This is a genomic window from Roseibium sp. MB-4 (genome assembly GCF_053005265.1).
The window spans coordinates 1-18,798 of sequence record NZ_JBRKQB010000003.1; the positions used below are offsets into that span (position 1 = coordinate 1).

Consider the following 18,798-nt stretch of genomic DNA (forward strand, 5'->3'; position numbering starts at 1 on the left):
CTAACGCCTACTTGAGTGCATCTCTTCAACGATAGCCTCCACCTTCACGCGGGATGGAGCAGTCCGGTAGCTCGTCAGGCTCATAACCTGAAGGTCGCAGGTTCAAATCCTGCTCCCGCAACCAAATACAAGAATGGCCGCCTTTTGGGCGGCCTTTTGTGTATTCGGGCGGCGGATATTGGTGACACGCTCAGCCCCCACCATCAAGCAGAACTGCGCCCGACGCAGAAGCGCAAAAAAACAAAGCCTCGCACTCGCGTGGCTACTTGCGTTTTGACATTGCTGCGCGGACATTACCGCCATTAAGCTTCAACTAACCTAAAAAACCAACGCGCGATATCAATCTGTTAGACGCTGCGGGGCCGCGTGCACGCCCGTCTCAATCCGTTTGAGCAGCTGCTGCCGTTCCTGGCTTCCGTCTGCCGCATAGTTCAGGTTTTTAAACAGAGATGTTTGTTCGGTGAAAAACTTGCGAGCCGAATCTTTGTCCTCGAATTCAAATGGTGTCCGGGAAATCTTGTAGACAAGATCAAAGGTTTCCTGCTGGCGGGCCAAAGGCGCGGAGACATCCACGTCGTCAAACGCATCCTGCTGCAGATAGACCATGTCCAGAAAGAGGGCCTTTTGTTGCAGAACAAAATCTTCGGTCGACACGCCCTCCTCACCGGTCACTTGCATCATGCGCGTGATTTCATCGCCCTTGGCGAGGAGATCGATCATTTCTTCAACGCGCGGCACCCAATCCGGCCCGATGTTTTCATGGTACCAATCTCGCAATTGTGTGTGATAGCGGGACCAGGACAACAGAGGATCCACGGCGGGGTAAAACCGCTTGTAGGCGCGCTCTGACGAGAGACCGAGGAAGGTTTTGACAGTACCAAGCGTTGATTGTGTAACCGGTTCTTCAAAATTTCCGCCGGCCGGCGAGACCGTGCCGATCATGGTCAGACTGCCCGTATCACCGGTCGCGGTTTTCAGGACACCAGCCCGTTCATATATTCCCTTGATCGCGGAATCGAGATAGGCCGGGAAAGCTTCTTCACCGGGAATTTCTTCCAACCGCCCCGATGTTTCACGCATCGCCTGAGCCCAGCGGGATGTACTGTCCGCGATCAGGAGGACGTCAAAGCCCATTTGGCGGTAGTATTCGCCGAGCGTGATGCCGGTGTAGATCGAGGCTTCTCGTGCCGCGACGGGCATGGACGACGTGTTACAGATAATGACTGTGCGATCCATCAAGGTCCCATCACCAGACGGGTCCGGCTGATCGGGAAATTCGGTGATGGTTTCCACCACCTCGCCCGCGCGTTCACCGCAAGCCACCACAATTACAATATTGACCGCAGAGAACCTCGAAATCAGGGACTGCAATACCGTTTTGCCGGCTCCGAAGGGTCCTGGAATACAGCCCATGCCGCCGCGGGCAATCGGGAAGAACGTGTCGATCAGACGCAAGGTGGTAATCAAAGGCTCGCTTGGATAGAGGCGCTCACTTTGACCCGCTTTTACCAAAGCATCCGGGATTGCGCGGCGTACCGGCCAGTGCTGCACCATGGTCAAATCGCGGGTATTGCCGCGATCATCTTTCAAGGTGACGACAACCTCTTCGATTGTGAAGGTTCCTTCCCGGATCCGCTCAACAGTCCAGGTTCCCTTAAGACCAAACGGCACCATGATCCGGTGATTGAAGCGTCCTTCTGGAACCAAGCCGAGCGTGTCGCCTGCATTGACCGGAGCGCCCGAAGTGACTTTGGGTTCAAACGACCATTTGCGGGTGTGGTCAAGCGCATTGGTCAAGACCCCGCGCGGCAGGAAAAATCCGTGTTCCGCTGCTATATCCGCCAAGGGGTTCTGCAGACCGTCAAAGACCGTGCTCAAGAGGCCTGGTCCCAGAGCAACGGACAACATCTCGCCGCTTTGAATCACCTTGTCCCCAACGCGGACACCGGCCGTGTTTTCAAAAACCTGCGCTTCGGCTGATTTGCCGCGAACCCGCAATACTTCGGCTTTCAGGTATTCGCGGGGCTTTCCTTCCCGTTCCGGACCGTGCGGGATGATATAGACAACCTCGTTCTTGATCAGAGGGGCCTCCCCGAGAGGCGCCAGTGTCACAAGGTCGTCCTGGACGGCAATGATTTCAGCTGTCGGCTCTGGAAGCTGGACGTGACTGGTCATGGGAGAACTCCCTCAAGAGATGGAGAAGTATCGGTAAAAAGTTCGGCAGAAACGGATTGAACCACGGCTGCCGTGTCAGATGGGGTCAGTGCTTCAGCGACGAGGGCTTTCAGGCGATCGCGGGCTTGATCAGCGTTGTAGCGCGACCAGCGCTCCACAATGATCCAACGCAACACGTATATCCCAACAGCTTCAAAATCGAATTCATGGGCAATCGAATATTGGTCCAGCTGGCGGAACACCTCGGTCAGCACCAATCGCTCCATGCCAATGTGATCTTCTGCCCGGATCAATCGATGCGCGTCTGCGACCCAAGGCATGAAATGCCCCAGACCGAAGGCCGGATCGGCCCAATTGGCCTTGATCAACGAACACCAGCGGCCGTATCCCCAAGCCTCTATCGCGCCTGCAGCATCTTGGCCGTTCCGCCGCCGCCGAAGTGCAGCAATCAGGGTCCGCGTTTCCATACGCCCGGTTACCAGGTGCTGGAGATCCGGGTATTCAGCCAGATCACGGATCACTTCGCGCGCCCGCTGGATGACCTCAAAGTCATCTTCCATGTGTGCAACGCCGGCCCAGGCCGTCACTTCAACCATTTCTTTCAGCAGGCGGGCATGCCCAGGTTCCAGCATCGCCATGCGCTGGCGCAGCCGGTACTGGGAAATCGGCACCTCCTTGCGGCTGAACAACTTGCCAAGATGCGGCAAGCTGGTGATCAGCGCGATGTACTGGTGGGGGTTGGACATGGATTTAACGCAACACCCCTTCCATGACGGCTCTGAGCCTCGGCTGGAGGTGGCGCTTTAGGAGCGTTGCGATGGCCTCTTCGGTCAGATCAATGGAAACGTCCCGCCCGGTCAGCTTGATCTTGATGCCGTCAAACCCAGGAGCCGTGGAGAATGTGACGCCTTCCCGCAAGACATCCCCGGCGAGCGCAATGACGAAATGTGTCAATGTTCCTGGTTCGACCGCTTCCGGAGACTGTTTCAGTTCCTCAAAGGTCACGATCTTTTCCGGAAACACGATCTCCATTGGCTCAGCATCACTCACGGAGGCGCTCTCTTTGGCATTGGCCGCCATCGCAAGGATCAACTTCTGCAAAAAGGCCTCGTCGGCGAGCGTTGTGGCCACCAGTCGCTTGGCTTCCTGCTGGATGCGTTCGCCGAGTTCGTTGCGCATATCAAGCACAAGGTCTCGGGCGGCTACTTTCAGGCCATCCTCGGTGGCAGCTTTCTCCTGTGCAGCTTCTGCCCGGGCGGCTGCCTTCAGCGCAGCGGCCCTTTTTTCAGCTTCTGCGACCAGGGCCTCTGCCTTTGCTTTGGCGTCTGCCAATATGGCTTCGGCTTCCGATTGACCGGCCTCAACCCCTTCCGCTTTCAACCGGTCGATCAAGGCCTGCACGCCAGCGCCTGCGGCAGTTTCAAGCTCTCCGGCGGTATTGGTTTCTGACATGGTCGCCTCCTAGCTCGGCATTGTTCCGGCGAGCACCAGCGCAAACACCAGCGCAAAGACCGAAAAGCCTTCCAGAACTGCTGCCGGTGCGAGCGAGATGCCGAAAATCTCGGGTTTTGCCTTGGACGCGTGAATGGCCGATGCCAGAACCTCGCCCTGCCGAATGCCGGTGAACAGCATGGTGAAGCCCGACAGAACACCGATGCCGAACATGGCAGCCCCGTTTGCTGCATCGACGGTTGTTTGCTGGAGCGAGAACATGATGACGATGCCGTAGATCACCTGAGAGGACGGCATGAGAGACACACCGATGAACCGGCCGTAACCGCCATCGCTGTCGAGCATTGCGCCGATCGCGGCGCTGCCTCCCAGAGCACAGCCCCAGGCACTCCCGATCGCGCCAAGAGCCACCGGCGCATAAAGCCCGAACCAACCGAGCGCCACAACGAATTCGTTCACAGGCGTGTCTCCTCTTTCTTGAATGGACGGAAGGCCGTGCCCTCGTCTTTCAAACCCCAATTAAAAAATTCAATCACGTTCAGGCGCAGGCCATGGACGCACCCCGCAATCAGTCCAAGGCCGATGTTGATAGAGTGGCCGATTATCAGAACGAGGATTGCAATCAGCAATCCAACGCCAGGGACCGCGTCATTCAACTGGCCGGAAAGCGTGTTGATGGTTTCTGCGAGCGATGCAGCCGCCAGGCCCAACGCAAAAAGCCGCATGTAGCTGAGCACATCGGAAAAGATATTCACGACCCGTGCAAGGGAGGCCAAGCCATCGAAAACACGCATCCCGCCGGACGACAGCGAATTGACCTTCCGATCACTTCCGAAGAAACCGACGGTCAATAGCCCGGCAACAACGGCGCCGGGGCCAAGTGTGGCAAAGGCCGTGCCTTGTCCTAGGAATGTCGCGAGCCCGCCCAAAGCGACAAGACACCAGCCAAGTGGCTGAAACCGTCCGCTTGGGGTTGTTTCATTAAGACTGCGCATGAGGTTGGCCAGGACAATGTGCACCACACCGATGATCAGCGTGATCTTCATCATCGTATCCACGTCTTTCAGATGCAGGACCTTGAGTTTCGCCAGGAAACTGCCGTCCGGCGGCGCAACACCAAAGTAACTGCCCGTTGCGACACCGAACGCGGCTGTCGAGACCATCAGCCACATGGCCATGCGTAAGAGCCGCCGGCTTTGTTCAGAATTGCTGAAGCGGTTTCGGAAGAGGTATAGCAGTGCCAGGATCAATAGGCCATATCCAGCATCTGTCATGATCATTCCGAAGAAGATGACAAACGATATGTAGACGATGACAGACGGATCCCAGTCTCGATATCCCGGTGTCTGGTAGAATTCAACGAGATCCTCGCCCGCGGCTAACCCCGGCCGGTTTTCAAGCAAGGTCGGTGGCTGGTCTTCTGCGGTTACGTCGTCAAAGACAGCCGCAACACCGATCTCTCCAGAAAGGTCCTCGATTTCTTCAACTTGGTCCTGCCGTGCCCAAGCCTGGAGCACAAAAACCCGTCCGGCATCTCCGGTTTCCAGGCCTGCGCGATGACGTGCGGCTTGATCTCTCGCTGCTGCAAGGTTTGATGCCAGCAAAAACCGCCACTTTGTCAGCGCCTGCCGCTGTAACTGCAGCTCTTCCAGTTCAATCGCAGCTTCTTCGTAGTGTTTTTTGAGCGTTGAGAGAGAGACCGCGCCGACATGAACCCGGGGGACGGGCATGTCGCCAACCTCCGGCTCGTCCGGTGACAACACCACCACATAGGCCCTGTAGGCATCGGCGTGCACGACCTCCAGGACCTTATCCGACGGATCAATTTCTCTGAGCTTTCCTGTGGGGACAACGTAGAACCAGAGGCGATTGCCTTTCAGGTTCTCCAGGTCGGTGAAATTGAACTCGCCCCAGGGTTCGACATCGTGAATACGTTTCTTCAGCCGCGCCAAGCGATCTTCGCAGTCTTTGATCAATTGCCGGTTTTCGACTGATCGGCTGACAGTTTCATTGAGGTCAAAGCTGCTCGGGTCTGTGACCTGCAACCGCTGCACAGGCGCATCCATCAGCCAACGAAGAGCCTCCACGGCTTCCCGGCCTGTCCCGGCTGGCACCGCTTCAAGTTCCTTTTGCGCATCACTCAGGGGAATGAGATGCAGCGCTCCAAAAGCCTGAGTGGCTTCCAGAACCTTTTCCTTGTCTTCCAGAACGCCGATGAGGCTGACTTTTGTGAGGGGCACAATGCTCATAGCTCAGCCATCCCCTTTACTGCGCTTCGCGCCGCTGTCTTTCGTTTGGAGATTTTAGCGCGGACCACGGCATCGCGTTCAGCATCGGCCAAAGCCATACGGATCTTTTTGATGTTCTTCTGGGCTTGCGGGATGAGAACCTTCTCGAAGAGGTTGACCCGCCGCGAAATCACCGCTTCGGCTTCAAGCAGCTTTTCGATCCGCTCCCGTGCAACCTCGCGTTCCAGGTTGAGCTTCAAGAGCTCTTTCAGCCCGTTGACCGCAGGATCCACCCAGTGCGGCCGAGCGAGAAGAGAATAGGGCTTGACGTCGACTTCGATATTCTCAAGCGTCGGCAGCCGAGTGCCGGACAGGTTCTGTTCACCCCGTTTGACAGATTTGAGGGTCACGATCCCTTCGACAGGAACCTGCTCGTTTGCGAGCATCGGCAGAGATTTTGCGATCTCGTCAAAGCGGCGCTCATATTCCGCATCAAGCCGGAGTGCGGTTTCTTTGGCTTTCGCCCTCTCGGCCATGATCTGCAGACGCTTCAGCTCCAAAGACGGAAGGAAGCGTTTGTATTCAGAAAGATGTGCGCTCTCCCGGGCAAGGGATGACTTGTTGAGCGCAAGCTTGGCCATCAGGCAGCCTCCCCGTCCGCACCATCTTGAGCCGCGCCCTTCGAAGCGGCTTTCTCGCCGGGGAAATATTTGTCGATCAGCCCCTGTTTCATCAAAAGCTGTTCGGGCAAGAAACACTCGGCGAGCGTTTGCCAGCACAGGTCCAGCGCCTCTTCAAGGGGAATGGCCACCTCGATATCCATGAACCGCTTTCGGAAGAGCGCGCCGAATTTCAGAAGCTGGTGGTCATAGTCGGACAATTCAAACGCCATCGACTGCTTCTGTTCTGCATCCCGGGCCCCCGAATAGAACCGGATCATGGTGTTCATGATCTGGTTGTGATCTTCGCGCGTCACCTTGCCGATAACGTGCTGCTTCAAGCGCGAGAGAGATCCGAACGGATCAAGCATCCCGCTGTGCAGGTAGAACTGCCCCTCCGTGATGTAGCCCGTGTTGTCCGGTACCGGATGTGTGACGTCATTGCCCGGCATGGTCGTCACCGTCAGGATCGTGACGGACCCAGATCCCTTGAAATCACAGGCCTTTTCATAGCGCCGCGCAAGTTGGGAATAGAGGTCGCCCGGATAACCGCGGTTGGCTGGGACCCGTTCCATGGCGATCGAGACTTCTTTCATGGCATCGGCGAAGGCGGTCATATCGGTCATCAGGACCAGAACGCGCTTGCCTTCCTCAACCGCGAATTTCTCGGCAACGGCCAGAGCCATGTCCGGAACCTGGAGGCGTTCAACAACCGGATCAGACGCCTGATTGATGAACATCACCGTCCGCGGGAAAACACCCGCATCTTCAAACTGTTTCCGGAAAAAGGCGTAGTCGTCAAAAATCAGTCCGAGCCCGCCAAAGACGACGATATCCGCATCCGCCTGAATGCCGATGCGCGCCAGGAACGCGTTATAGGGTTCGCCCGAGACGGAGAAGATTGGGATCTTCTGGCTTTCGACGAGGCAGTTGAAAATGTCGATCATCGGCACGTCCGTACGGATCATGCGCGAGGCGAGCACCCGTTTCATCGGGTTCGCCGATGGGCCTCCGATTGGAACAGTTGGATCGGTCGAAAGGTCCGGTCCTTGATCAATCGGGGTGCCGGCACCATCAAACACACGGCCAAGGATGTTGTCGGAGTACGTAACTTTCGCCGGTTCTCCGAGAAACCGGACAGACGCATTGTTGGCCAAACCCTTGGTGCCGGAGTTGACCTGCAGCGACACCATGTCCTGGTCGATGTTGATCACCTGAGCGAGCGAAGACGTGCCCTCGCCGGTTTCCACAATCGCCAAATCCCCGAGACAGGGCCGGCCTTCGGCCTCACTCTTCGTCGAGGACACCATGATCCGGATGATGTCTCCGACGATGTCAACGATCCGGGTGTGTGAGACAAGCATGCGGATCCTCGCGTCTGTTGACCAATGACAAACCGTGGTTGTTGAAACAAACTTGAACCACTTCAAGGACTTTTCGCAAGGCAAAATTCGACAATGATATGTGTCGAGCCCGGCGCACGATTAGCCCGGATCTGGTGAATCTCAACCGGGGATCAGTTAAATTCACTTTCATTTACACGGATATGACATTGATCAAGAGCGTGCGAGTTCGCTGCTCATCAGCCAGAATCTGTGGGCCGCTTTCGGAGCAGATATCGATGCTCGCCGGTCAGAACGGTGACGCCATCCTGGTTGCGGATCGTTGCGGTCATGACCACGACACCCGTGGTGTTTTGTTCTATCAGCTCGGAAATCACCAATTCCGAATAGAGCGTGTCGCCGACATAGACCGGCTTCATGAACTTGCATTCCAGTCCGATGAAACCGATCAACGCGTCGGCAACCTCTTCGGGAAACGTGCCGGCACCGGCGGCTGACTGGATGAGGACCTGCATGCCGTGCGCCAGCATGTCCTTGTGGCCGATTGACTGGCAGTAGACCCGGTCATAGTGGATCGGATCATTGTCTCCGGACGCCAGTTGAAACGCAGCAAACAGGGCATCGGTTTGCGTGCGGGACGGCAGCCCGTAGCGGCGGCCAACCTCCAGGTCTTCAAAATAGAGAGAAGGTCCTGGCCGATGGTTGGCGGGCGTCCAATCGGGTCCGGTCGCTTGATCTGCCATTGAGGATCCTTTCGATTGAGAGTTGAAACATTGGAAAATGCCTGTTGCGGGTCTTTCAGGGAATCTCTGAAACCGGATTTGGATCAGGCCAGCGCCCGGCGGAGAGCGGCTTGATCAGCCAGAAAAGCGTGATGCCGATCAGGGAGGTAGCAATAGACAGGGTGAAGCCGGCGCCGTAATTGCCGGTCCAGTCAAAAAGCGCGGATGATAGCCAACCGCCAACGGCCCCGCCCAATCCGAGACCGATGGTTGTTGCTCCATAAATCGCGGCGACATTGTTGGGATAGAGCCTTGCGACAAGGGCGGATACGGCCGGACCGCGCGAGCCCATTGCGGCACCAAAAACTACAACAAACCCAGCTAACACAAGAAGGTTTGGTGTTTCCTGGAGCTGCCACAACAGAGCCACGCCGACAGCTGACAGAAGATAGCCGACTGTCACCGAATTACGCTGGCCATACCGGTCGCTCGCCCATCCGAAACAAACAAGGCCGACGACAGACATCGCGCCGACAGCCCCATAACCGAAGGCGGCTATAACCGGGGTAAACCCAGCAGAAATAAGGTAGGCGACTGCCTGCAGCATTACGGACCAAACGGTCACTGATGCGAGAAACAACGTTGCAAACAATCCCCAAAACGCGGGATGCCGCAAAACACCCGCGCCCAGACTGAAGCCGCGGTTTGAATGGCGAGGCGGTATATGGTCAGCGCCGCCACCCATTGTTTGCCATGGCAAGAGCCAGATCACGGCGACCATTGCAAGGCTGGCCCACCCCAGGACTCCGTAGGCAGTTCGCCAGTCTGTCGCCTCAATCATGATCTGGGTCAGGGGAACGATGACGACCATTCCCAGAGGTATCCCGGTGTAGGCAAGGGCGTTTGCCAATGTAATCCGGTGGGCAAACCAGCGGCTCACCAGACCGGATGCGACCGTCATCCCAGTTGCTGATATGCCGATACCGGTCATGATACCGAGGCCGAGAATGGCCTGCCAGAGATGTTCCATCGTGCTCGCCAGCAATAAGCCCAAACCAAACAGGCAAACCCCTGATGTGTAGACCGGACGCGGACCAAACCGGTCGAACAACATCCCGATCACGGGCGCGGAAAACCCGATGGTGGCCATATAGGCGAAGTAGATGGTTCCGTATGTGCTCCGGCTCCAACCAAGGTCGGCGGTGACCGGCAAAAGGAATACGGCAAACGGCTCGCTGACGCCGCGGGAAAAGAAATTCATTGCGGCACAAAAGACCAGAACCGCGACCGCGGATCGTGTCATTTCGCGCGTGGCCGGGTCTGGCCGTTTCAACATGCTTGAGGCTCCAATCGGTCCACGCGGCCTAGTTCATCATGCTCGGCAACCAGGTGATGATTTGGGGAAAGAAGATGAGACCCGCGATTGTCAGGACGTCCGCGATGAAAAACAGGAAAATGCCGCGAAAGACGTCAGAGAGCGGGATGTCCGGGCGCACGCCATTGACGACAAAACAATTGATACCGATGGGGGGCGTGATAAGGCAGACCTCGGCCATTTTCACCACAATGATCCCGAACCAAATGCTGGCCTGCGTCCCACTCATGCCGAAGGCGCTATCGGCTGCGGTGACATCCGGCCCGCCATTCAGAGCCATAACGGCGGGATAAACGACCGGCAAAGTCAAAAGCAGAAGCCCGATGGCATCCATGAACATCCCGAGGATCACGTATCCCAACAAAATGGCGGCAAGGATCAGATAAGGATCGGCATCAAAGGACAGGATCCAGTTGGCAAACGTTTCCGGGAGGCCGGAAAACCCCAAAAATCGGCCAAAAATCAGCACGCCCCAAATCAATGAAAAGATCATCACCACCAGCTTGGACGTTTCCATCAGGGCGGCCTTGAGGCTTGGCCAACGCATCCCGTTGATCCAGGCCATCACCAGAACCACGAATGCCCCAAGCGCTCCTGCTTCGGTGGGGGCAGCCCAGCCGGTGTAGATCGCGCTGACGATAATTCCGACCACAGCTGCGATCGGTAAAACGCCCGGCAAGGATTGAAACCGTTCCCGCCAGCTTACGCCGCGCACGGCTGGCCCGGCCTCGGGGCGGAATTTGGCCCAGAGCACAATAATCGCGGCATAAATCGCTGCGGAAAACAGGCCAGGCAAGAAGCCCGCGAGCAGCAGCGCTCCGACCGATTCTTCAACGATGATGGCATAGATGACCAAAATCGCTGATGGCGGGATCAGGGAGGCGAGCGTTCCCCCGGCTGCGACAACGCCGGCGGCGAGCGGACGGTCATAACCGGCCTTGAGCATTTCCGGGATCGCGACGCGGGCAAACACCGCTGTCGTTGCGGTTGAAGCGCCGGAAACGGCGGCAAAGCCTGCCGTTGCAAAGACGGTTGCGACGGCGAGACCACCCGGCAGCCAGCCAATCCAGGCCCGCGCGGCGGCAAAGAGTTGCGCGGTCATGCCGGCATGAAACGCGAGATAGCCAATCAGGATGAAGACCGGAATGAGCCCGAGAACAAAACTGACGGACTTTGAGTGCGGGATAGAGCCGATACTGCCGGCCGCCGCATGCCATCCGATGAGTTCGACAAGCCCGATCAATCCGACCAGCCCGGCCGCGAAGACGACCCGGACACCGATCAGAACAAAAACCAGCAACAGTCCCATGCAGATGACGCCAACGAGCGCAGGATTGCTGTAGCCGATACCGAAGAAAATACCGGGTGCACCGCTTGTGAGGGTTTCAAGGAAACTCATTTTCCGCCTCCAGCACTGGAGGCTTCATCCTGGGCGTGATCAGCAGCGGTCTTGATGACCGGCACCGCAACCGGATCTGCCTTGGGCCAGATGAACAGGCGCAAAAAGCCGATAAACTGCAGGCTCAAACGCAGGAACCAGATGGAAAAGGCGAACGGGACCAGAAGTTTCGATGGCCACGTTGGAATCCCGTAGTCGTATGTGACATCGCCAACCTCGAAGGAGCTGTAGAAGAAGCTCCAGCTGTAGCGGATGAGAACAGCAATGAGGATCATGCCGAGCAAGGTGGCAACCGTTTCCAAAAACCAGCGCATGCGCCCATGTGCAGCGCCCACCAGCATGTCCATCCGGATATGCGCGCCATACCGCTGTGCATAAGCCACACCGAGGAACGCAAATACGGCAATTGCCTGTTCGGATGCTTCTAGAAAACCTGGGATCGGATACCCCGCGAGCCGGCAGAAGATCTGGAAAGTCGTCACCAGCATCACGATGAAGATCGTCAAAGCCGCGATGATATTGAGCGTGTCTTCAACTGCACCCAATCCGCGGTTCATCGACAATAAAAGGGCGCCGCCGCCATGTGTTCCTGTCATGGGAAATCAGGTTCCGAAGCTGGTCAGATTGCGGGAAGGGGACTGCTCTCGCGCACTGGATAAATGGCCCAGCCCGCAGGAATGAAAGACCGTGAAGGAAGGCACCGGCTTGGATCGGTGCCTTTCAAGGTGTGTTAGCTGCCGCTGCCGGCATTCAGAACCGTGTCCAGGACGCCTTGTGCGTCAAAGCTTTCCTGATTGTCCGAAACCCACTGCCGCCAGATCGGCTCGCCAGCAACGTTTTGGAACTCTTGACGGGTTGCCGGGTCGTAGGTGACTTCGGTCAGAGCTTCCTGAAAAATCGGAAGATATTTCTCATCAGCTTTTCCGTAGACCTCGCGATAGACTTCATCGATTTCGGGTTTCAGTGACGCGAGCAGATCCTTGTATTGATCTGGAAGGCTTTCATAGGACGTCTTGTTCAAAACGATCGGGCAATCGGCCGTTCCGGGCTTCAGATTTCCCGTGAACCAGTTCGCCACTTCCTGCAGTTTGTAGGCACCATGCGCATAAGTGAAAGGAAAGGAGACCGCGTCGGCAATGCCGCGCTGAAGCGCGGTGTAGACTTCCGTTGCTGGCATGGACTGACGCACTGCGCCGAGTTTTTCCATAGCCAGGCCAACACCGCCGCCGGCGCGCACCCGCAGGCCGTTCCAATCCTCGAGGGTTTTCGGCGGCTCACCGGTTCCCATGAATTCATACTGGGGCAAGTGCGTCGACGCATAGCTGATGGCGTTCCATTTCTCCAGATCGGACACTGCAACGGGATGCTGATAAAGCGCATCGCGCACAGCGATCGACGTGTCGAAATCCTTGATCGGCAGGAAAGGCAGGCTCATGACCATCAAGGCAGGTGTTTTTGCCGGATGGTAGAAATTGCAGACGATCGCAGCTTCAAAAGCATTGACCCTCAGGCCGTCGAGGTTCTCTTTCGCCTTGGACAGCTGATCGCCGTAAAAGATCTTGAGTTGGAACTTTCCGCCAGTTTCTTCGGCAAGCCGCGCTGCAAGGTGTTCCGGGCCGGCTGTCAAAGCCCGCGATTTGCCCCAAACCGAGAATTTCCAGAAGACTGGTGGGCCATCAACATTTGCAGCCATGACCGGTTGCGGCATGAGCGCTGCAAATAAACAGGCAGCAACAGCACCGCAGACCGCGTTTTTGATGCGTTTCATCTTTTTCCTCCCAATTGAGATCCGCCAAACGGCGGTTTTCGGGCTCAGCGCCCTGTCTCTCCCCTGCTGACCTGTTCCTGAAGGTATCGGTTGAGCGAGGGCGGCAATTTTTTTGTTCTTATTTATGGACTAAATGATCATATATCGAGACATATGTCCAGTCGACAAATTTGGCTTTCAGCCCGTCTGGTCACCGGCAAGGAGTATTTTCCGTAGGATTGGGAAATCGCCTTGGGCAAAAGAAGGAATGAAAATAACAAGTTATAGGATTGATAAGACCGTAGTCTCGTCCGAGGGACCGGATGCGCGATAGCGCCGGCCGCCAATGCCTATCGATTGTCGAGCGCAGCGGCAGACGCAGGCGTGGCGCGACTGCGGCAAGCGAACGGTTCTTCGAACGAGGTTGTTACTCGCGGTTAATCGCCTTGGATTAATGGCTGGCCGCAATCGGGTCTGACGTGATCTCGTTGCTTGAAAAGCCAAACTCTGCCGTCAGCCTTTGCAAGGTCGCGGCAACATCAGCGCACTTGTTTTCAAGCCGGTACTGCGGGCCGGCAACAACAACCGCAAATCTGCGATCATCGACCATCACTGGAATGGCAATTGCTGCAAGGTCCGCACTGTATTCGCGAATACTCTGATACCAACCGCGGTCCCTGGATTTTGCAAGTGCCGCTTCAACGTCTTCGGCCGTCATCAGGGCGTTTGCGCCATACCGGTCAAAGGAGACCTTGCTCAAAAGGGCCCCGCGCTCGGCTTCTGAATAGAGAGATAAAAGAGCGCGCCCGGAAGCCCCGGCATGGATCGGGATCCGCATGCCCACATGCGCTGCGTAGCGGATGGGGGACGGGGATTCGATGACATCGAGATAAACGGAAAACCGTCCGGCGGGTGCGGCGAGTATTGCCGTTTCGCCGGTTTCATCAGCAAGTTTCCGTAAGAGTTCTGCCAGCCGTTCATTGAGCGGATCCGCGGACATGATGCTTTCAGCAACGCTGGCAAGCCTGGGCGTTGGATAGTAGCCGCCGCGCCGCGCAGGCTCATACATGTAGCCGCGTTCCACCAGTGTGTTCAAAATATTGTAGGCGCTCGATCGCGGCCATCCGAAATGCTGCTGAAGTTCCGCCAGACTTGCCGGTTTTTTGGTGCGGGCGAAATACTCGATCAGATCGAGTGCGTTCTGGATCTGTTTAACAGCCATGGGGCACGGTCTTTTGTTGCAAGGCGTTGATTCCGCAGCGTGTCGGCGCAACCGGGCAGCCTGTCGAAGTCTTCATTTCTGGTCTCGGTCTTTTATCGCGCTTTCCCACAAAACGCGAGCAATCATCGATGATTGGCTTGACATTGTTTCAATATATGGACTTATTATTCATATATGTAGACATAAGCCAAGGTTTTTCGCATGGGCCCTTTGGAAGGCATACGTGTCATAGACATGTCGGCGGTGCTCGCCGGACCGGTTGCGACGCAGACGCTGGGCGACTACGGCGCCGACGTCATCAAGATTGAATCCCCGGCAGGTGACATGTTGCGCCAGGTGGGACCAATGCGGTCGGCGGCCATGGGCCCGCTTTATATGAATGCCAACTACAACAAGCGCTCCGTTTGCCTTGACCTGAAAACAGAAGACGGCCGCGAGGTCTTGCTGGGCCTGATCCGGACCGCCGATATCTTCGTCACCAACAGCCGTCCGAAAGCGATGATGCGCTTGGGTCTCTCCTACGACACCATTCAGGCGGTCAAACCGGACATCATCTACACCGCGCTTCTTGGATTTGATGAAGGTGGCCGGTATTCAGGACGGCCTGCCTATGATGATCTCATCCAGGGTGCTGTCGGGCTGCCGTTCCTTCAGGCCAAGGCGAGCGGCGGGGTGCCCCGCTATTTCCCGAATGCAATTGCCGACCGGGCATTTGGTTTGGCCGCTGCCAACGCGATTCTTGCGGCGCTCGTTCACAAGGGCCGGACCGGTGAGGGGCAGCAGATCAGCATTCCGATGTTTGAGACTGTCGCAAATTTCGTTCTCGGGGATCATCTGGGCGGCCTTTCTTTTGAACCACCGCTAGATGCGGGCGGATACCATCGTCTTACGTCGAAAGCCCGCAGGCCTTTGCGCACAAAGGACGGCTACATTTGCCTGCTCCTGTATTCGGATGCGCAGTGGGGCCGGTTTCTGGAGGCTACCGGAAAGCCAGCCGTTCTGTCGGCTGACAACAGGTTCTCCTCTTTCACCGGGCGGCAAGAGCATTTTGACGATCTTTGCAAAGCTGTCAGTGAAGTCACCAAGACGAAGACCAGCAGCGAATGGCTCGGGCTGCTTGAGACCGCGGATATCCCGGTTATGCCGATGCACTCCCTTGAGAGCCTGTTGGACGACCCGCATCTCAGCGATGTCGGCTTTTTCGAGACATACGATCACCCAAGCGAAGGCCGGATGCGGCGCACGAAAGTACCGGTTAGATGGTCCCGGACGCAATCAAATGCGCACAAGCCGCCGCCCGTCCTTGGCGAGCATACCGTTGAAGTTCTGAAGGAAACCGGGCTCAGCGAAGACACGATCTACGAATTGCTGCAGTCGGGGATTGTCTCCGCACCTGTATCTGAACCGGTCCCAGCTTGAGGCGACAATGGATATACAGCTTTCCCCCGACAGAACGGCCATTCAGGATGCTGTTGCAAGCCTTTGCAGCCAGTTCGATGACGCTTACTGGCTCGAAAAAGACAAGGCCGGCGGCTTTCCAACCGAGTTCTTTCAAGCCCTGGCGCAGGCTGGCTGGCTCGGCATTTGTATCCCCGAAGCCTATGGCGGCGCAGGTCTTGGGATTACTGAAGCTGCCATCATGATGCGCACGATTGCCGAATCCGGGGCCGGGCTCTCCGGCGCTTCTGCCGTGCATATGAACATCTTTGGTCTTTCGCCAGTGGTTGTTTTCGGTACCGACGAGCAGAAGAGGCGCATGTTGCCGCCGGTCGTCGCCGGTCAGGAACGTACGTGCTTCGCCGTAACCGAGCCCAACACCGGTTTGAACACGACCCATCTGAAAACGGCCGCCCGGCGTCAAGGAGACCGTTATCTGGTCAATGGTCAAAAGGTTTGGATCTCCACGGCGCAGGTTGCGGAGAAAATCCTGCTCCTCGCCCGTACAACTCCGCTTGAGGAGGTCGAAAAACCGACACAAGGGCTCAGCCTGTTCTACACCGACTTCAACCGTGACCAGATCACGGTCCGGGAGATCTACAAGATGGGCCGGAAGACGGTCGATTGTAACGAGCTCTTCTTTGAGAATTTCGAGATCCCGTCTGAGAACCTTATTGGTGAAGAAGGCGAAGGATTCCGGGCGATTCTGCACGGCATGAACCCGGAACGGATCCTGATCGGATCGGAAGCCATTGGTCTGGGCCATGCAGCGATGCGCAAGGCTTGCGCTTATGCCAACGAGCGCGTCGTCTTTGACCGGCAGATCGGGCAGAACCAGGGCATCCAGCACCCGCTCGCGCGCAACTGGATGATGCTGGAATCCGCCTGGCTCATGGCGCTTGAAGCTGCCCGCCAGTATGACGCCGGTCTTGCGTGTGGCCCGGCGGCGAATGCCACAAAGTATCTGGGGTCGGAAGCCGGGTTTGAAGCCTGCCAGCAGGCGGTCATGACCCATGGCGGGTTCGGATATGCCCGCGAATACCACGTCGAGCGTTATATGCGCGAGGCCATGATTCCCCGCCTGGCGCCGGTTAGCCAACAACTCATCCTTTGCCATATCGCCGAACGGGTATTGGGGCTGCCGAAGTCCTATTGAGATCAGATTTCTTGCCGCGCCCTTTTGTTTTGGAGACTGCGTTCATGAACATCCACACAGGCCAGCACACCGCTATGCCTTCCGGCGAAATCGCCGAGCTGGTTGCGCCGGATTGCCATGGACAGAACTTCTTTGAGATCGACCGCAGCCTTCAGGATCTTCTGACGCTGTACCTACCTGAAGATCTGCGCGCTCATCTCTGGCCGAAACTGCAAGAATTCGGTGCTTTGGTGGGCGGTGAAATTGACACGCTTTCCAGAACGGCTGACCGGCATGTGCCGGTTCTCCATCACCGTGACCCGTGCGGGCGCTTTGAAGACTGGATCGAGTTTCATCCGGCCTACAAACGCATGGAGCAGATCACGTTTTGTGACTTCGCAATGGCCGGTATGACCGGAAAACCGGGGGTGTTCGGCTGGCCCGAACCGATGCCGCACACGGTCAAGTTTGTCTTCCAGTATTTGCTCGGGCAATCGGAGTTCGGTCAGCTGTGTCCGATTTCGATGACCGAAACCACCGCCGCCATGATCAGGAAATTCGGTAGTGATGCGCTTATCACACGATTTTATGACCGGCTGATCAGCCAGAATCCGGAAACCCGGATGACTGGCGGACAATTCATGACCGAACGCCATGGCGGGTCAGATGTGTCGCAACTCGCCGTCGAGGCCCGCAATGAGAACGGCACATGGCGGCTCTATGGTGAAAAGTGGTTCTGTTCCGCCGCTGATTCCGATGTCGTGCTGGTGCTTGCCCGCCCGCAAGGCGCCCCGGCCGGAAACAAGGGACTGGCGGTTTTTGCTCTGCCGCGCCGTCTGGAGGATGGCAGCCGGAACGCCTACCGGATTGTGCGTCTCAAAGACAAACTCGGCACGCTCTCCATGGCCTCCGGCGAGGTGGTTTTTGAGGGGGCGGTTGCCTATCCGCTTGGGGATGTCGGGGCAAAGGAAAACCCCGGCCTCAAGATGATGATGAACCAGGTGTCCTTGTCCCGCCTGTCTCATGGTGCCCGTGCTGCTTCAATGATGCGCCGGTGTCTCAACGAGGCCATGACGGTTGCAAAAACCCGCACCGCTTTCCGCGAAAAGATCATCGACAAGCCCCTGTTGCGCCGGCAGCTGTTGAAACTGATGGTGCCGACCGAACAGGCGTTGTCGATGACGCTCTATCTCGGCACTGTTTTGACCGAAGCCGCAAACGGCGACACCCATGCCGAGCGCGTCGCCCGGATCCTGACCCCGGCCCACAAATACCGGACGGCGCGCGACAACATCCGCGTCGCGACAGGTGCCATGGAGGTCCGTGGCGGCAACGGGTACATTGAGGACTTCGTCAATGCCCGTCTCGTCCGGGATGCCCATGTTGGCCTTCTGTGGGAAGGCACGTCCAACATCAATGCGCTGGACATCACAACGCGGGCAATTGGACGGATAGAGGCTCACAAGGACTTGAGATCCGCACTGCTGGCGCAGATTGACGGCTGTCCAGGGCTTCCTAACTCCTTTGCCAACGTCTTGAAATCATCCCTGATCAAGTCCTTGGATCTCGCCGAAGAAATCGCCCGGCGCGGGGAGGAGAGCCTTGCCCGCCAGGCCGCCAGTGCCGTCTACCATTCCGCGACCGCCGTTCTTTTGGCCTGCGAAGGTGCGCGCCTTGGCACCGGAGGTGGGGACGCGCGCAGGCTGTTGCTGGCGCGAATGGTCGTCGCGCACCGTCTGTCGCCACAAGATCCGCTGTCCAGCGACGGCAGCGCCTTCGAGACAGCCGCAACAGATCTTCTTTTGAGCGACGCCCCGGTTTCGATCGGGGCAGCTGAACAGACCTTATCTCTTTGAATTTCAATTCAACAGGCCGGCCGGAAATTACAGGCAGCAAAACCCTAT

General features: G+C 57.1%; 16 protein-coding genes and 1 tRNA gene. 4 read left to right on the forward strand and 13 right to left on the reverse strand.

What is annotated here, in order from left to right; genetic code table 11:
• Positions 1–47 precede the first annotated feature (47 nt).
• Positions 48–124 (forward strand) — tRNA-Met (locus ACVDG4_RS16630).
• A 215-nt stretch (positions 125–339) separates the two neighbouring features.
• Here the strand turns inward: ACVDG4_RS16630 and ACVDG4_RS16635 are convergent.
• The 13 genes from ACVDG4_RS16635 to ACVDG4_RS16695 form a co-directional block, all read right to left on the reverse strand.
• On the reverse strand, positions 340–2,175 hold the full coding sequence (locus ACVDG4_RS16635) for a V-type ATP synthase subunit A (RefSeq protein WP_447235923.1): 1,836 nt from the start codon (positions 2,173–2,175) through the stop codon (positions 340–342).
• Positions 2,172–2,921 (reverse strand): hypothetical protein, encoded by a 750-nt coding sequence (locus ACVDG4_RS16640; RefSeq protein WP_447235924.1) that lies wholly within the window; start codon positions 2,919–2,921, stop codon positions 2,172–2,174. Before ACVDG4_RS16640 ends, ACVDG4_RS16635 begins: the two co-directional genes overlap by 4 nt.
• Before the next feature lie 4 nt (positions 2,922–2,925).
• Positions 2,926–3,627, reverse strand: a complete 702-nt coding sequence (locus ACVDG4_RS16645) for a hypothetical protein (protein WP_447235925.1) — start codon at positions 3,625–3,627, stop codon at positions 2,926–2,928.
• 9 nt (positions 3,628–3,636) lie between these two features.
• Positions 3,637–4,086 carry an ATP synthase subunit C gene (locus tag ACVDG4_RS16650; protein ID WP_008195907.1) on the reverse strand — a complete coding sequence of 150 codons (450 nt, stop codon included), beginning with the start codon at positions 4,084–4,086 and terminating at the stop codon, positions 3,637–3,639.
• Positions 4,083–5,876, reverse strand: a complete 1,794-nt coding sequence (locus tag ACVDG4_RS16655; protein ID WP_447235926.1) for a V-type ATP synthase subunit I — start codon at positions 5,874–5,876, stop codon at positions 4,083–4,085. Before ACVDG4_RS16655 ends, ACVDG4_RS16650 begins: the two co-directional genes overlap by 4 nt.
• Positions 5,873–6,496 (reverse strand): V-type ATP synthase subunit D, encoded by a 624-nt coding sequence (locus ACVDG4_RS16660; RefSeq protein ID WP_306147889.1) that lies wholly within the window; start codon positions 6,494–6,496, stop codon positions 5,873–5,875. Before ACVDG4_RS16660 ends, ACVDG4_RS16655 begins: the two co-directional genes overlap by 4 nt.
• Positions 6,496–7,878 (reverse strand): V-type ATP synthase subunit B, encoded by a 1,383-nt coding sequence (locus tag ACVDG4_RS16665; RefSeq protein ID WP_447235927.1) that lies wholly within the window; start codon positions 7,876–7,878, stop codon positions 6,496–6,498. The genes ACVDG4_RS16660 and ACVDG4_RS16665 overlap by 1 nt, the downstream gene beginning before the upstream one ends.
• Before the next feature lie 218 nt (positions 7,879–8,096).
• The gene (locus ACVDG4_RS16670) at positions 8,097–8,600 is read right to left on the reverse strand and encodes a MaoC family dehydratase (RefSeq protein WP_447235928.1); all 504 of its coding nucleotides are present in this window, start codon (positions 8,598–8,600) and stop codon (positions 8,097–8,099) included.
• 55 nt (positions 8,601–8,655) lie between these two features.
• Positions 8,656–9,915 carry an MFS transporter gene (locus ACVDG4_RS16675; protein WP_447235929.1) on the reverse strand — a complete coding sequence of 420 codons (1,260 nt, stop codon included), beginning with the start codon at positions 9,913–9,915 and terminating at the stop codon, positions 8,656–8,658.
• A 28-nt stretch (positions 9,916–9,943) separates the two neighbouring features.
• Complete coding sequence (locus tag ACVDG4_RS16680) at positions 9,944–11,353, reverse strand: TRAP transporter large permease (RefSeq protein ID WP_447235930.1); 1,410 nt, start codon at positions 11,351–11,353, stop codon at positions 9,944–9,946.
• Complete coding sequence (locus ACVDG4_RS16685) at positions 11,350–11,949, reverse strand: TRAP transporter small permease (RefSeq protein ID WP_447235931.1); 600 nt, start codon at positions 11,947–11,949, stop codon at positions 11,350–11,352. The genes ACVDG4_RS16680 and ACVDG4_RS16685 overlap by 4 nt, the downstream gene beginning before the upstream one ends.
• Before the next feature lie 134 nt (positions 11,950–12,083).
• The gene (gene dctP / locus ACVDG4_RS16690) at positions 12,084–13,121 is read right to left on the reverse strand and encodes a TRAP transporter substrate-binding protein DctP (RefSeq protein ID WP_447235932.1); all 1,038 of its coding nucleotides are present in this window, start codon (positions 13,119–13,121) and stop codon (positions 12,084–12,086) included.
• A 430-nt stretch (positions 13,122–13,551) separates the two neighbouring features.
• A complete protein-coding gene (locus ACVDG4_RS16695) occupies positions 13,552–14,322 on the reverse strand; it encodes an IclR family transcriptional regulator (RefSeq protein WP_447235933.1) in 771 nt (256 codons plus the stop codon).
• Between the two features lie 201 nt (positions 14,323–14,523).
• Here ACVDG4_RS16695 and ACVDG4_RS16700 point away from each other — a divergent pair, with 201 nt between their 5' ends.
• Genes ACVDG4_RS16700 through ACVDG4_RS16710 form a run of 3 tightly spaced genes read left to right on the forward strand, consistent with a single transcriptional unit; the run spans position 14,524 to position 18,750 of the window.
• Positions 14,524–15,741: a CaiB/BaiF CoA transferase family protein gene (locus tag ACVDG4_RS16700; protein WP_447235934.1), complete on the forward strand. Its 1,218-nt coding sequence runs from the start codon at positions 14,524–14,526 to the stop codon at positions 15,739–15,741.
• A 7-nt stretch (positions 15,742–15,748) separates the two neighbouring features.
• Positions 15,749–16,915 (forward strand): acyl-CoA dehydrogenase family protein, encoded by a 1,167-nt coding sequence (locus ACVDG4_RS16705; RefSeq protein ID WP_447235935.1) that lies wholly within the window; start codon positions 15,749–15,751, stop codon positions 16,913–16,915.
• Between the two features lie 44 nt (positions 16,916–16,959).
• Positions 16,960–18,750 (forward strand): acyl-CoA dehydrogenase family protein, encoded by a 1,791-nt coding sequence (locus tag ACVDG4_RS16710; RefSeq protein ID WP_447235936.1) that lies wholly within the window; start codon positions 16,960–16,962, stop codon positions 18,748–18,750.
• Positions 18,751–18,798 lie beyond the last annotated feature (48 nt).